Origin of the sequence: Streptomyces sp. GB4-14, from assembly GCF_022696125.1 — a bacterium.
GTDB classification, from domain to species: Bacteria; Actinomycetota; Actinomycetes; order Streptomycetales; family Streptomycetaceae; genus Streptomyces; species Streptomyces werraensis.
Map to the genome: position 1 here is coordinate 5,008,080 of NZ_RZHO01000002.1, position 13,823 is coordinate 5,021,902.

Consider the following 13,823-nt stretch of genomic DNA (forward strand, 5'->3'; position numbering starts at 1 on the left):
GGGATCATCCTCCGGGGGTGGTCGGTCGGGCGGCTTCCAGCAGCCCGGCGAGTTCCACCAGGTCCGTCCCGGTGAGCCGGGGGAGCACGCAGCCGGACAGGGTGCGACAGCTCTCCCGCCAGGACAGGGGGATCGCGGCGCTCCCGCCCAGCGCGCCGGTGAGGGCCCCGGCCAGCGCCGGCGCGGAGTCCGCGACCCGGGAGAGACAGGCCGCCGCCGGGACCGCCTCCGCGATCCGGCCGCGGGCGGCGGTGGTCAGGGCGAGGGCGACGGGGACGGTCTCTGCGGCGGCGACGCCGTAGCTGTAGACGTGGTCGACGATCTGGTGTTCCAGCGGCGGCACCAGGGCGAAGGCGCTGTCGGCGTCCGCCGCCAGCGCCAGGGCGTGCCGGGCGTTGCGGCCGATCTCGGTGTCCTCGGGCAGTTCGGCGCAGGCGGCGGCCGCGCAGGCGTCCGGCGCGGCCCCGGCGAGGGCGAGGGACACGGCGGCGGCCATGGCGCGGGCGCCGTGCACGCCGTCACCGTCCTGGGTGTAGCGGGCGTCGAACTCGGCGAGGTCGGCGGCGGCCCGGGGGTCGCCCGGGTGCGCCACGGCCAGCACGCAGGCCCGGACGCAGGCGGCGTCGTCGAAGTAGTGCGGGTTGTCGTGGCCGGAGGCGGGCGGGCGCAGCCCGGTGGCGAGGTTGCCGAGTCCGGCGCGCACGGAGATGCGGGCGCGCAGCGGCAGCACGGCGGACTCGGTCTCGGGTGCCCGCTCGGTGGCGGCGGCGACCTCGGCCGCGACCGCGTTCCAGGTGAGGTCGATGGCGGCGCGGGTGCGGCGCTCCCGGCTGAGGTCGCCGAGCACCATGTCGTCGCCCGCGCGCAGCACCGCCTCGGCGGCGAACGCGGCCCACTCGGCGTCGTCGGAGGGGCCGAGGCGGAGCGGCTCGGGGGGCTGGTTGAGGGCGATGGGGACGGGGAGCGTGGTGGTGGCGTTCTGCTCGGCGAAGGTGTCCAGTTCGCGGGTGAGGCGCCGGGTCCACTCGGGCATGCGGGCGGCGCGGTGCCGGGCGGCGGGCCAGCCGGCGGCGTCCCCGGCGGCGAGTCCGAGGAGCAGGCCCTCGACGGCCGCGCGGGACGGACGGGGTGCGGGCGCGGCGGGCGTGCGCGGCGCCGGGGCCGCGTCGTCCCGCGCGGTGGTGCGGGGGAGGGTGTCGTCGGTGGTCGGTGCGGGGGTGGTCGAGGTCATGTGGGGCTCTCCGGGGTCAGCAGGTCCGCGATGTCGAGGACGTGGTGGCCCGCCATGGCGGGCAGACAGGTGCCGCGGGCCGGGGTGATGGCCGCGGCCCAGCGCTCGGGGACGGCGGCTTCGCCCTGGGTCGCCCCGGCCAGCGCACCCGCCACGGCCGCCGTGGTGTCGGCGTCGCGGCCCATGTTCACGGCGGTCAGCACCGCCTGTTCGAAGTCGCCGTCGGCCGCCGCGTAGGCGCCGAAGGCCAGGGCCACCGCCTCCGGGGCGAGGTCGGTCCAGGGGTAGCCGCCGATCACCACCGCGGCGCGGACCGCCCGCTCGCCGCGGTGGGCGGCGGTCACCGCGCGGCGCAGCGAGCGGGCGGTCCAGGAGTCCTCCGGCACCACCGCCAGCGCCGACGCCACGACCGTGACCACCGGCGCACCGGCCATGGCCGCCGCGACGCCCGCCGCGACCGCCCGTCCGCCGTAGATGCCCTCCCCGTCGTGGCTGACCGAGCCGTCGACCGCCGCGAGCCGGGCGGCCTCGTCGGGACGCCCGGCCGCGTGCACGCCGTACGGCGCGGCCCGCATCGCCAGCCCGTCGCTCCAGGCGTGCCGGTGCTGGGCGGAGATCGGCGCGGCCAGGCCGCGGCGCAGATTCTCCAGCGTGCCCCGCTCACTGAAGCCGGCGCCGCGGAAGGGGCCCTCGGCGCGGTCGGCGATCCACTCGTGCCAGGCCGCCTCGACGTGCGCGGGGGTGAGCGCGGAGCCGTGCCGGGCGGCCAGCAGACCCGAGAAGATCGCGTACTCGGTGTCGTCCGTGCCGGCCGGGGGGTCGCTCACGTAGCCCGTGATGCGGCCCCACTTCGCGTGGATCTCGGAGGGCTTCATGTTCTCGGCGGGGGCGCCCAGAGCGTCGCCGACGGCCAGGCCGAGCAGCGCGCCGCGGGCCCGTTCGCGGAGCCCGAGGGCGTCCCCGGGCGCGGGCGCCGAGGGGATGCGGGCGGTCGATGCCATACGCGGCTCTCCTCTCAGGCGCGCCCCGCGGGGCGCCGGCCCTTTGCGGAACTGTCCCCGGTGCCGTGTCCGCCACAGCCTTGGGCGCGGGAGCGTCACCCGGACGAGATGCGCGGGGCGTCCGAGCGGACCGGGGCGGGAGGCGAAAGCGCTGGTTAGCGCAGCCTTTCCTTGCTGGCAGGGGGTTTCGCCGAGGCGTAGACTGGGTGACGTCAAAAATTGGAATGAGTCCAAAACGCGTCCGCGCGGGTGTCCGGAAGCGAGGGCGCCCGGCGGAGTCCAGGGGGACCGGCATGGCCATCATCGAGACCGAGGCGACGCTCCACGAGGCGCACCGCGACAACCACACCCACCGCGACGTCAACGGAGGATGGCTGCGCCCCGCGGTGTTCGGCGCCATGGACGGGCTGGTCTCCAACCTCGCCCTGATGACCGGCGTCGCCGGTGGGGCCGTCAGCCATCAGACGATCGTCCTCAGCGGCCTGGCCGGTCTGGCCGCCGGCGCCTTCTCCATGGCGGCCGGCGAGTACACCTCCGTCGCCTCCCAGCGCGAGCTGGTCGAGGCCGAGCTGGACGTCGAGCGCAGGGAGCTGCGCAAGCACCCCAAGGACGAGGAGGCCGAGCTGGCCGCGCTCTACGAGTCGCGCGGCGTCGAGCCCGGCCTGGCCCGCGAGGTCGCCCGGCAGCTCTCCCGCGACCCCGAGCAGGCGCTGGAGATACACGCCCGCGAGGAACTGGGCATCGACCCCGGCGACCTGCCCTCGCCGGCCGTCGCCGCGGTCTCCAGCTTCGGGTCCTTCGCGCTGGGCGCGCTGCTGCCGGTCCTGCCGTACCTGCTCGGCGCGAGCAGTCTGTGGCCGGCCGTGCTGGTCGCGCTGCTCGGGCTCTTCCTGTGCGGGGCCGTGGTGGCGAAGGTCACGGCGCGCTCCTGGTGGTACAGCGGTCTGCGGCAGCTCGCCCTCGGTGGTGCGGCGGCCGGTGTGACGTACGCCCTGGGGTCGCTTTTCGGTACCGCCGTAGGATGACCTCTTGCGTCTATGCGGAGCATCGCATAAACAATCATTACTCGCTGGTTTCGACAGTGTGACCAGTGGGCATGAGCCGTACGCGCTACAGGCAACGAAGCCGACGGCGTGCCCAGTGGAAGAGGCGAAGAGGTCCCTTCCCGCCACCGGGCCGACGGACACCGATCTGTCCGCACCGGCTCCCCACAGCTTCCGTCGACGGGCGCGGAACCCCGCCGCGACCCGGACGATGTCCGCATGCTGGAACGGGTTGTCCCGGTTCCCGAGAGTCGTTCCATCATGTAACCTGCACGAAATTTAGCCACGCAGAGGGCCAACGTCGTCCCTCGGCACTTGCACGAATGCCAATTGACGACGACGGGAGAGCCGATGCGTACGCCGCGCCAGCCGTCCCAGCATTCCTCGAACGACCGCGCGAGCTGGTCGTTCATGGATGCTCGCCCTGCCGCGCAGGGTATGTACGACCCCCGCAACGAGCACGACGCCTGCGGCGTCGGCTTCGTCGCCACCCTCACCGGCGAGGCGTCCCACACGCTGGTCGAGCAGGCCCTCACCGTCCTGCGCAACCTCGAGCACCGCGGCGCCACCGGCTCCGAGCCGGACTCCGGCGACGGCGCGGGCATCCTCTCCCAGATCCCGGACGCCTTCTTCCGCGAGGTGGCCGGATTCGAGCTGCCCCCGGCGGGCGGCTACGCCGTCGGCATCGCCTTCCTCCCCGAGGAGGGCACCGACGAGGCCGTCGCCCGTATCGAGGAGATCGCCGCCGCCGAGGAGCTCACCGTTCTCGGCTGGCGCGAGGTGCCGGTCGCGCCCCAGCTGCTCGGCGCCACCGCCCGCTCGACCATGCCGGTCTTCCGTCAGCTCTTCGTCACCGACGGGAACAGCACGGGCATCGAGCTGGACCGCAAGGCGTTCGTGCTGCGCAAGCGCGCCGAGCGCGAGGTGGGCGTCTACTTCCCGTCGCTGTCCGCGCGGACCATCGTCTACAAGGGCATGCTGACCACCGGCCAGCTCGAGCCCTTCTTCCCGGACCTGTCCGACCGCCGCTTCGGCTCCGCGATCGCGCTGGTCCACTCCCGGTTCTCCACGAACACCTTCCCGTCGTGGCCGCTCGCGCACCCGTACCGCTTCGTCGCGCACAACGGTGAGATCAACACCGTCAAGGGCAACCGCAACTGGATGCGCGCCCGCGAGTCGCAGCTGATGTCCGACCTGTTCGGCACGGGGAAGGACCTCGAGCGGATCTTCCCGGTCTGCACGCCCGACGCCTCCGACTCCGCGTCCTTCGACGAGGTGCTGGAGCTGCTGCACCTCGGCGGCCGTTCGCTGCCCCACTCGGTGCTGATGATGATCCCGGAGGCGTGGGAGAACCACGACTCCATGGACCCGGCCCGCCGCGCCTTCTACCAGTACCACTCCACGATGATGGAGCCCTGGGACGGTCCGGCCTGCGTCACCTTCACCGACGGCACCCAGGTCGGCGCCGTGCTCGACCGCAACGGCCTGCGCCCCGGCCGTTACTGGGTCACCGACGACGGGCTGGTCGTCCTCGGCTCCGAGGTCGGCGTCCTCGACATCGACCCGGCGAAGGTCGTCCGCAAGGGCCGTCTGCAGCCCGGCCGCATGTTCCTCGTGGACACCGCCGAGCACCGCATCATCGAGGACGACGAGATCAAGTCGCAGCTCGCCGCCGAGCACCCCTACGCGGAGTGGCTCGAGGCCGGCGAGATCGAGCTGTCCGACCTGCCCGAGCGTGAGCACATCGTGCACACGCACGCCTCGGTCACCCGCCGCCAGCAGACCTTCGGCTACACCGAGGAGGAGCTGCGCGTCCTCCTCGCGCCGATGGCCAAGGCCGGCGCCGAGCCCATCGGCTCCATGGGCACCGACTCGCCGATCGCCGCCCTCAGCGAGCGCCCGCGGCTGCTGTTCGACTACTTCACCCAGCTGTTCGCGCAGGTCACCAATCCGCCGCTGGACGCGATCCGCGAGGAGCTGGTCACCTCCCTGCGCTCCTCGCTCGGCCCCCAGGGCAACCTGCTGGAGCCGACGGCCGCCGCGTGTCGCAGCGTCACGCTGCCCTTCCCGGTGATCGACAACGACGAGCTGGCCAAGCTCATCCACATCAACGCCGACGGCGACATGCCCGGCTTCAAGGCCGCGACCCTGTCCGGCCTGTACCGGGTGGCCGGCGGCGGCGAGGCCCTCGCCGCCCGCATCGAGGACATCTGCGCCGAGGCCGACGCCGCCATCGAGAACGGCGCCCGGCTGATCGTCCTGTCCGACCGGCACTCCGACGCCGAGCACGCGCCGATCCCGTCGCTGCTGCTCACCGCAGCCGTCCACCACCACCTCATCCGCACCAAGCAGCGCACCCAGGTGGGTCTGCTGGTCGAGGCCGGCGACGTCCGCGAGGTCCACCACGTCGCCCTGCTCATCGGCTACGGCGCCGCCGCGGTCAACCCGTACCTGGCCATGGAGTCCGTCGAGGACCTGGTCCGCGCGGGCACCTTCCTGCCGGGCGTCGAGCCCGAGAAGGCCATCCGCAACCTGATCCACGCCCTCGGCAAGGGCGTGCTGAAGGTGATGTCCAAGATGGGCATCTCCACGGTCGCCTCCTACCGCGGCGCGCAGGTCTTCGAGGCCGTCGGCCTGGAGGAGTCCTTCGTCGAGAAGTACTTCAACGGCACCACCAGCAAGATCGGCGGCGTCGGCATCGACGTGATCGCCAAGGAGGTCGCCGCCCGCCACGCCAAGGCGTACCCCGCCTCCGGCATCGCCCCGGCGCACCGCGCGCTGGACATCGGCGGCGAGTACCAGTGGCGCCGCGAGGGCGAGCCGCACCTGTTCGACCCGGAGACGGTCTTCCGCCTGCAGCACTCCACGCGCTCGGGCCGCTACGACATCTTCAAGAAGTACACGGAGCGCGTGAACGAGCAGTCCGAGCGGCTGATGACGCTGCGCGGTCTGTTCGGCTTCAAGTCGGACCGGAAGCCCGTCCCGGTCGAGGAGGTCGAGCCGGTCTCCGAGATCGTCAAGCGGTTCTCCACCGGCGCCATGTCGTACGGCTCCATCTCCCAGGAGGCGCACGAGACCCTCGCCATCGCCATGAACCAGCTGGGCGGCAAGTCCAACACCGGTGAGGGCGGCGAGGACCCGGAGCGCCTGTACGACCCGGCCCGCCGGTCGTCCATCAAGCAGGTCGCCTCCGGCCGCTTCGGCGTGACGTCCGAGTACCTGGTCAACTCCGACGACATCCAGATCAAGATGGCGCAGGGCGCCAAGCCCGGCGAGGGCGGCCAGCTGCCCGGCCACAAGGTCTACCCGTGGGTCGCGAAGACGCGTCACTCGACGCCGGGCGTGGGGCTCATCTCCCCGCCGCCGCACCACGACATCTACTCCATCGAGGACCTCGCCCAGCTGATCCACGACCTGAAGAACGCCAACCCCCAGGCGCGCATTCACGTCAAGCTGGTCTCCGAGGTCGGCGTCGGCACCGTCGCCGCGGGCGTCTCCAAGGCCCACGCGGACGTCGTGCTGATCTCCGGCCACGACGGCGGCACCGGCGCCTCCCCGCTGACGTCGCTGAAGCACGCCGGCGGTCCCTGGGAGCTCGGCCTCGCCGAGACCCAGCAGACGCTGCTGCTCAACGGCCTGCGCGACCGCATCGTCGTCCAGACCGACGGCCAGCTGAAGACCGGCCGTGACGTGGTGATCGCCGCGCTGCTCGGCGCCGAGGAGTTCGGCTTCGCCACCGCGCCGCTCGTCGTCTCCGGCTGCGTCATGATGCGCGTCTGCCACCTGGACACCTGCCCGGTCGGCATCGCCACCCAGAACCCGGTGCTGCGCGACCGGTTCTCCGGCAAGGCCGAGTACGTCGTGAACTTCTTCCGGTTCATCGCCGAGGAGGTCCGCGAGCTCCTCGCCGAGCTGGGCTTCCGCTCCATCGACGAGGCCGTCGGCCACGCCGAGGTGCTGGACGTGACCCGCGCGGTCAACCACTGGAAGGCGCAGGGCCTGGAACTCGAGCCGCTGTTCCACGTGCCCGAGCTGCCCGAGGGCGCCGCCCGCCACCAGGTGGTCGGCCAGGACCACGGCCTGGAGAAGGCGCTCGACAACGAGCTGATCAAGCTCGCCGCCGACGCGCTCTCCGCCTCCGGGGCCGAGGACGCCCAGCCGGTGCGCGCCCAGGTCGCCATCCGCAACATCAACCGCACGGTCGGCACCATGCTCGGCCACGAGGTGACGAAGAAGTTCGGCGGCGCGGGCCTGCCCGACGACACCATCGACATCACCTTCACCGGCTCCGCCGGCCAGTCGTTCGGCGCCTTCATCCCGCGCGGTGTCACGCTGCGGCTGGAGGGCGACGCCAACGACTACGTCGGCAAGGGCCTGTCCGGCGGCCGGATCGTCGTCCGCCCGGACCGCGGCGCCGACCATCTCGCCGAGTACAGCGTCATCGCGGGCAACACGCTCGCCTACGGCGCCACCGGCGGCGAGATGTTCCTGCGCGGCAAGGTCGGCGAGCGGTTCTGCGTCCGCAACTCCGGCGCGCTGGTCGTCTCCGAGGGCGTGGGCGACCACGGCTGCGAGTACATGACGGGCGGTCACGCGGTCGTCCTGGGCGAGACCGGACGCAACTTCGCGGCCGGCATGTCCGGCGGTGTCGCGTACGTCATCGACCTGGACCGGGACAACGTCAACGCCGGCAACCTCGCCTCCGTCGAGGCGCTGGACGACGCCGACAGGCAGTGGCTGCACGACGTGGTCCGCAGGCACCAGGAGGAGACGGGTTCCACCGTCGCCGAGAAGCTGCTCGCCGACTGGGACACCGCCGTGGAGCGCTTCAGCAAGATCATCCCCAGTACGTACAAGGCAGTGCTCGCCGCCAAGGACGCCGCCGAGCGAGCCGGTCTCTCCGAGACCGAGATCACCGAGAAGATGATGGAGGCGGCGATCAATGGCTGACCCGAAGGGCTTTCTGAACCACGGCCGCGAGGTCGCCACCTCCCGGCCGGTCGAGGAGCGCAAGAAGGACTGGAACGAGGTCTACGTCCCCGGCTCCCTGCTGCCCATCATCAGCAAGCAGGCCAGCCGGTGCATGGACTGCGGCATCCCGTTCTGCCACAACGGCTGTCCGCTCGGGAACCTCATCCCCGAGTGGAACGACTACGCCTACCGCGAGGACTGGGGCGCGGCCAGCGACCGGCTGCACGCCACGAACAACTTCCCCGAGTTCACCGGGCGGCTGTGCCCCGCCCCGTGCGAGTCGGCGTGCGTGCTCGGCATCAACCAGCCGCCGGTCACCATCAAGAACGTCGAGGTCTCGATCATCGACAAGGCGTGGGAGTCCGGCGACGTCGCGCCGCAGATCCCCGAGCGCCTGTCCGGCAAGACCGTCGCCGTGGTCGGCTCGGGACCCGCGGGTCTGGCCGCCGCCCAGCAGCTGACCCGGGCCGGTCACACCGTCGCCGTCTACGAGCGCGCGGACCGCATCGGAGGCCTCCTCCGGTACGGCATCCCCGAGTTCAAGATGGAGAAGCGGCACATCAACCGCCGGATCGAGCAGATGCGCGCGGAGGGCACCAAGTTCCGCACCGGCATCGAGATCGGCCGCGACATGCCCGCCACCGCGCTGCGCAAGCGGTACGACGCCGTGGTCCTCGCCGTCGGCGCCACCACCGCGCGCGACCTGCCGGTGCCCGGCCGCGAGCTCAAGGGCATCCACCAGGCCATGGAGTACCTGCCGCTGGCGAACAAGGTGCAGGAGGGCGACTTCGTCTCCCCGCCCATCACCGCCGAGGGCAAGCACGTCGTCGTGATCGGCGGCGGCGACACCGGCGCCGACTGCGTGGGCACCGCCCACCGCCAGGGCGCCGCGTCCGTCACCCAGCTGGAGATCATGCCCCGCCCGAACGAGGAGCGGGACCCGGTCTCCCAGCCCTGGCCGACCTTCCCCATGCTGTACAAGGTCACCAGCGCGCACGAGGAGGGCGGCGAGCGGATCTACTCCGTCTCCACCACCCACTTCGAGGGCGACGAGGACGGCAACGTCCAGTGGTTGCACATGACCGAGGTGGAGTTCGTCGACGGCAAGCTGACGCAGAAGCCGGGCACCGAGCGCAAGATCCCCGCGCAGCTGGTCACCCTCGCCATGGGCTTCACCGGCACCGACCGGGTCAACGGCCTGGTCGAGCAGTTCGGCCTGGAGCTGGACGCGCGCGGCAACATCGCCCGCGACGCCGACTTCCAGACCAACGTGCCCGGCGTGTTCGTGGCCGGTGACGCCGGCCGCGGCCAGTCGCTCATCGTGTGGGCGATCGCCGAGGGCCGCTCGGCCGCCCGCGGCTGCGACCGGTACCTGACCGGGGCGAGCGCCCTGCCCGCCCCGATCCGCCCGACGGACCGCGCCCTGGCGGTCTGACACCACCGAGAACGTCCCGCACAAAGGCGTGCGGAACACCGCGGCGCCTGCCCGCCAGTCCCCGACCGGACCGACTGGGCAGGCGCCGCGACATGTTCAGGACGAGGTGTAGGAGTCCCCGTACATCTCCCAGGTGAGCGGGGTGTCCAGCGCGAGGTTCCCGGCCTGGAGGAACCGGCGCTGCGCGGTGTCGACGCGGGAGGTGTCCCGGTCCGGGTAGCGGGTGAGCATGGTGGCGCGGCGGACGTCGAGGAAGGCGTCCAGGTACGCCTTCTCCGAGCCGCCCGCGGCGGGCGTCTTCGCCTTCCTCAGGACGCGCTCGCGCAGGGCGTAGAAGCCGCTCTCGTCGGTGCCGGTGCCGTGGAAGACCATCGCGTCGTAGTACACGAACTGGCCGAGGGTGCCCAGGCCGTCCAGCTTGGCGAGGCGGACCGCGGGTTCGAAGTAGACGCGGTCGCGCTCCTCCTCCTGGGCGGCGCGGAACTCCGGCAGCTCCGACTCCGCCTTCCACGCGTCGGTGAAGCCCGGGTCGAGTCCCTCGTGCGAGTCGGTGCCGTCGACCTTCCGCAGGGCGGGCAGATAGCGCGCGAGGCCGTTGCCGGGGTGGCTCCCGGTGTAGTGCTCGACCAGGGTGAGCAGGTCGTGGGTGCCGGTGCAGAAGCCGATGATGCCCGCGGTGTAGCCGCAGTCGTCGTCGCGGTCCTCGATCATCCCGTAGGTGGAGCGCCAGTCGGTGGTGGAGTGCTCGGCGCTCGACACCAGCCGGTGGGCCAGCTCCTCCTTGTCGGGCGCGGCGAGGCCGGGCGGCAGGGAGGCGATGATCTCGTCGTCCTTGTCCCGCTGCTGCTCGTGATCCTGTTCGGCCCGGTCCTTGGCGTCGTCGCGGGAGGACTGCGTCCCGGCCGGCGCCGGGGCGGCGGGGGCGTCGGCGGCTCCCGACGGCAGGACGAAGTACACCGCCGTGGCGACCACGGGTACGACGGCGAGGAAGAGCACTCCGGCACGTTTCACTGGGGGATCCCTCCACCTGTCAGGTCCGACACCTTGGCCGCCGCCAGGACGGCGAGCAGCACCACGAGCCCCGCGCACGCGCCGGCCTGCACCAGCACCCGGCGTCCGTCGCGCGGCGCCCAGGCGAACGCGAGCGCCACCAGACCGCCGGCCAGCAGTCCGCCCAGATGGCCCTGCCACGAGGTGAAGAGCGCGGACACCACCAGCCACAGCAGCAGCCCGGTCATGAAGCGGTTCACCCCGCGCATGTCGGCGCCCACCCGCCGGGACACGACGTAATAGGCGGCCCCGACCCCGAAGAGCGCTCCGGAGGCGCCGACCGTGGGGTCCGAGGGCGCGAGCAGCAGCACCAGCACCGAACCGCCCAGCGCCGACAGCAGATACAGGGCGAGGTAGTGGACCCGGCCGAGCATCGGCTCGACCACCCGGCCCAGGTTCCACAGCACCGCCATGTTCATCAGCACGTGGACGACGCCGAACGTCCCCTCCGTGGGCGGCAGGTGCAGGAACGCGCCGGTCAGCAGCCGGTACCACTCGCCGCCCGCGACCCCCTCCGCGGTGAAGTCCGCCGGGTACGGCTGCGTCCACACGTAGTGGCCGCCGTCCGGGCCGAGCAGCCCGGCGCCCACCATCGCGAACCGGTCCACGACCTCCGGCCGGACCACCTCCGCCAGGTACGCCAGCACGTTGAGGGCGATCAGCGCGTACGTCACCACGGGGACGACGGAGACCCGGCCGCCCACCAGGGTGCGCGCCTGCCGCACCGAGCGGGCGCCCTCCCGCACGCAGTCGGGGCACTGGTGGCCCACCGCGGCCTCGCGCATGCAGTCGGGGCAGATGTACCGCTCGCAGCGGACGCAGCGCACATGGCACTCCACCCGCGGATGGCGGTAGCAGGTGGTGACGGCGGACTCGGGCTCCACAGGCCGGCTCCTCGGCGGGTCGGGACGAAAACGGCCGGCGGGGGACGGCGGCGCACGGAACGACAGCGGCGAACAAAATAGCGAACACCCGAGAAGCGAGCGAATGCCGGGGTGACGTGCCGCCCTTGTGGAGGCCGTCGAGGAAGTGAGGCGGGAGCCGGACCTCAGGTGTCGCACTCCAGCACGGACCGGCACAGACCGCACCGCGCCCGCACCCGCCCGGCCACCGGCACCCGGATCCGCTGGTGGCAGGTGGGACAGGGGAACGACACCCGCAGTGGGCCGTGCCCGTCCGCCGAGAACCGGTACACCGTCTCCCGCCCCGCCTCCGGGGCCTCCGCGTGCCCCTGCGCGTGCCGCCGGTCCCGCGCGTACCGGCGCCGCCCGGTCCACCCCGCCGCCCGCAGCGGCGGCTGCTCCGCGTCCCGCCGGGCCAGCGCCAGCCCCTCGCGGTACGCCGTGTACGCCTGCGGACTGGTGAACCACACCGACGGGTCCTCGCCGAACAGCAGCGCCCGCTTCGCCAGCACGTACCCGAACTCCTCCGGCGTGAGGTACCCGAGCTTCTGCGACGACGCCCCGTCCTCCCGGAACGCGTCCAGCAGCAGCCACCCCGCCCCGAGGTACGTCGCCACGGTGTCCGTGAGGATCTCGTTCTCCCGCGTCGACGGGAACGACAGCCCCAGCCGGTGCAGGTACACGTGCGCCACCTCGTGCGCCAGCGCCGCCCCGATGTCCCGGCGGTGGTCACGGAACCGGTCGTTCAGCTCGACGAAGTACTCCGGTCCCGCCGTCAGTTCGACGTTCGCCGCATGGGTCATCTCACGGAACCCGACGATCAGCCGCGCGTCCGGCAGCCGGTAGTGCGCCACCATCTCCCGGGCCACCCGCTGCGCCCCCAGATGCAGGTCGTCCACGTCCGCGAAGGCAACATCGGCCGGCGCCACGCTCGCCGAGAACGTGCGCACCGTGTCGTACGACAGGCGCCGGTACAGCGCCGTGACCGACTCCCGCACCGTCCGCAGATGCGGGTAACCGTGCTCCACCGGTCCGCCGTTCGCCACGTCGCACCCCCGCCGCGCCTGGACACCGTCCACTGTACGGGCCGTTCCGCCGCCGGGGACCCGGCCCGCCGTAGGCTGAGCCGCCATGACCACCAGCAACGCCGCCACTTCCGACACCGACCCCGCGGTCCTCGGGGAACTGACCCGTCTGCGCGACAGCATCGACAACATCGACGCGGCCGTCGTCCACATGCTCGCCGAGCGCTTCAAGTGCACCCAGCAGGTCGGCCGCCTCAAGGCCGAGCACCGGCTGCCGCCCGCCGATCCGGGGCGTGAGGCCCGCCAGATCGCCCGGCTGCGCGCCCTCGCCGAGGACGCCAAGCTCGACCCGGCCTTCGCCGAGAAGTTCCTGACGTTCATCATCGCCGAGGTGATCCGCCACCACGAGAGCATCGCGGACGACACCGCGGGCGGCAGGTCCTGAACGGGCCTGAGCCGGGTCCGGGACGCGGCGGGGAGTGACAGGGCGGCCCGTGCGGTGCATGCTCGCTGTGCACGCCTTGTCGGCTCACGAGCACTGTCCGTCAGCGCCCGGACCCGCGTCCGGCCCTGACGGGGAAGGACGTGCCCCATGCCGCCCACCGCCCGCATCCTCCTCGTCGACGACCACGAGGACACGCTGTACGCCCTGGAGAGCGCCCTGGCCCCGCTCGGACAGCCGCTGGGCCGGGCCACCAGCGGCGACGAGGCGCTCAAGCAGCTCCTGCGCGGCAACGTCGGCGTGCTCCTCCTCGACGCCCACATGCCCGGCACCGGCGGCCTCGACGTCGTGCGCTGGATGCGCCGCCTGGAGCAGACCCGGCACATACCCGTCGTCCTGCTCACCGGCTTCGCCCGCGACCACCGGCTCGGCGCCGCCGCCTACCGCCTCGGCGTGGCGGACCTCGTCACCACCCCCGTGGACCCCTGGGCGCTGCGCACCAAGGTGCGCCACCTGTACGACACCCACCAGCGCAGGCTCGCCCTGGAGGCCGAGGTGCGTTCCCTGCGCGCCCGGCTCGACGCGGCCGGCGCCCCCGCCGCACGCCCCGCGCCGCCCCCGCCGCACGCGCACGTGCCCCCCGCGCAGCCCCCGGGGGCGCACACCGCGGAGCTCGGCGGGGACCGGACATAGGCCGCGTACCTCATCCTCCTCTGTGCCGGG

General features: G+C 72.8%; 10 protein-coding genes. 5 read left to right on the forward strand and 5 right to left on the reverse strand.

The window, feature by feature from the left end:
- Positions 1 to 4: 4 nt before the first annotated feature.
- The gene (locus ELQ39_RS24120; protein WP_242593901.1) at positions 5 to 1,231 is read right to left on the reverse strand and encodes an ADP-ribosylglycohydrolase family protein; all 1,227 of its coding nucleotides are present in this window, start codon (positions 1,229 to 1,231) and stop codon (positions 5 to 7) included.
- Positions 1,228 to 2,232 (reverse strand): ADP-ribosylglycohydrolase family protein, encoded by a 1,005-nt coding sequence (locus tag ELQ39_RS24125; RefSeq protein WP_242593902.1) that lies wholly within the window; start codon positions 2,230 to 2,232, stop codon positions 1,228 to 1,230. Before ELQ39_RS24125 ends, ELQ39_RS24120 begins: the two co-directional genes overlap by 4 nt.
- Before the next feature lie 293 nt (positions 2,233 to 2,525).
- Between ELQ39_RS24125 and ELQ39_RS24130 the strand changes: the two genes are divergently transcribed.
- From ELQ39_RS24130 to ELQ39_RS24140, 3 genes are all read left to right on the forward strand, one after another.
- Positions 2,526 to 3,257, forward strand: coding sequence for a VIT1/CCC1 transporter family protein (locus ELQ39_RS24130; protein WP_190000064.1), 732 nt, complete (start codon positions 2,526 to 2,528; stop codon positions 3,255 to 3,257).
- Positions 3,258 to 3,626: 369 nt separating this feature from the next.
- Positions 3,627 to 8,225 carry a glutamate synthase large subunit gene (gltB, locus tag ELQ39_RS24135; RefSeq protein ID WP_242593903.1) on the forward strand — a complete coding sequence of 1,533 codons (4,599 nt, stop codon included), beginning with the start codon at positions 3,627 to 3,629 and terminating at the stop codon, positions 8,223 to 8,225.
- A complete protein-coding gene (locus tag ELQ39_RS24140; protein WP_242593904.1) occupies positions 8,218 to 9,681 on the forward strand; it encodes a glutamate synthase subunit beta in 1,464 nt (487 codons plus the stop codon). The genes gltB and ELQ39_RS24140 overlap by 8 nt, the downstream gene beginning before the upstream one ends.
- Positions 9,682 to 9,777: 96 nt before the next feature.
- Here ELQ39_RS24140 and ELQ39_RS24145 read toward each other — a convergent pair whose 3' ends face one another.
- The 3 genes from ELQ39_RS24145 to ELQ39_RS24155 all read right to left on the reverse strand — a co-directional run bounded on the left by ELQ39_RS24145 (position 9,778) and on the right by ELQ39_RS24155 (position 12,679).
- Positions 9,778 to 10,692 (reverse strand): chitosanase, encoded by a 915-nt coding sequence (locus tag ELQ39_RS24145; RefSeq protein WP_225627037.1) that lies wholly within the window; start codon positions 10,690 to 10,692, stop codon positions 9,778 to 9,780.
- Positions 10,689 to 11,615, reverse strand: coding sequence for a rhomboid family intramembrane serine protease (locus ELQ39_RS24150; RefSeq protein ID WP_242593905.1), 927 nt, complete (start codon positions 11,613 to 11,615; stop codon positions 10,689 to 10,691). Before ELQ39_RS24150 ends, ELQ39_RS24145 begins: the two co-directional genes overlap by 4 nt.
- 164 nt (positions 11,616 to 11,779) lie before the next feature.
- Positions 11,780 to 12,679 carry a hypothetical protein gene (locus tag ELQ39_RS24155; protein WP_190000060.1) on the reverse strand — a complete coding sequence of 300 codons (900 nt, stop codon included), beginning with the start codon at positions 12,677 to 12,679 and terminating at the stop codon, positions 11,780 to 11,782.
- Between the two features lie 85 nt (positions 12,680 to 12,764).
- Here ELQ39_RS24155 and ELQ39_RS24160 point away from each other — a divergent pair, with 85 nt between their 5' ends.
- The gene (locus ELQ39_RS24160) at positions 12,765 to 13,103 is read left to right on the forward strand and encodes a chorismate mutase (RefSeq protein ID WP_190000059.1); all 339 of its coding nucleotides are present in this window, start codon (positions 12,765 to 12,767) and stop codon (positions 13,101 to 13,103) included.
- Between the two features lie 147 nt (positions 13,104 to 13,250).
- Positions 13,251 to 13,793, forward strand: coding sequence for a response regulator (locus tag ELQ39_RS24165; protein ID WP_189896920.1), 543 nt, complete (start codon positions 13,251 to 13,253; stop codon positions 13,791 to 13,793).
- The last annotated feature ends 30 nt before the right edge of the window (positions 13,794 to 13,823 follow it).

What these genes read in the sequence shown, in the direction of transcription:
- ELQ39_RS24130 (WP_190000064.1), top strand. Translation starts at nt 2,526, where the DNA reads ATGGCCATCATCGAGACCGAGGCGACGCTCCACGAGGCGCACCGCGAC.
- ELQ39_RS24120 (WP_242593901.1), bottom strand. Translation starts at nt 1,231, where the DNA reads ATGACCTCGACCACCCCCGCACCGACCACCGACGACACCCTCCCCCGC.
- ELQ39_RS24160 (WP_190000059.1), top strand. Translation starts at nt 12,765, where the DNA reads ATGACCACCAGCAACGCCGCCACTTCCGACACCGACCCCGCGGTCCTC.
- gltB (WP_242593903.1), top strand. Translation starts at nt 3,627, where the DNA reads ATGCGTACGCCGCGCCAGCCGTCCCAGCATTCCTCGAACGACCGCGCG.
- ELQ39_RS24165 (WP_189896920.1), top strand. Translation starts at nt 13,251, where the DNA reads ATGCCGCCCACCGCCCGCATCCTCCTCGTCGACGACCACGAGGACACG.
- ELQ39_RS24140 (WP_242593904.1), top strand. Translation starts at nt 8,218, where the DNA reads ATGGCTGACCCGAAGGGCTTTCTGAACCACGGCCGCGAGGTCGCCACC.
- ELQ39_RS24125 (WP_242593902.1), bottom strand. Translation starts at nt 2,232, where the DNA reads ATGGCATCGACCGCCCGCATCCCCTCGGCGCCCGCGCCCGGGGACGCC.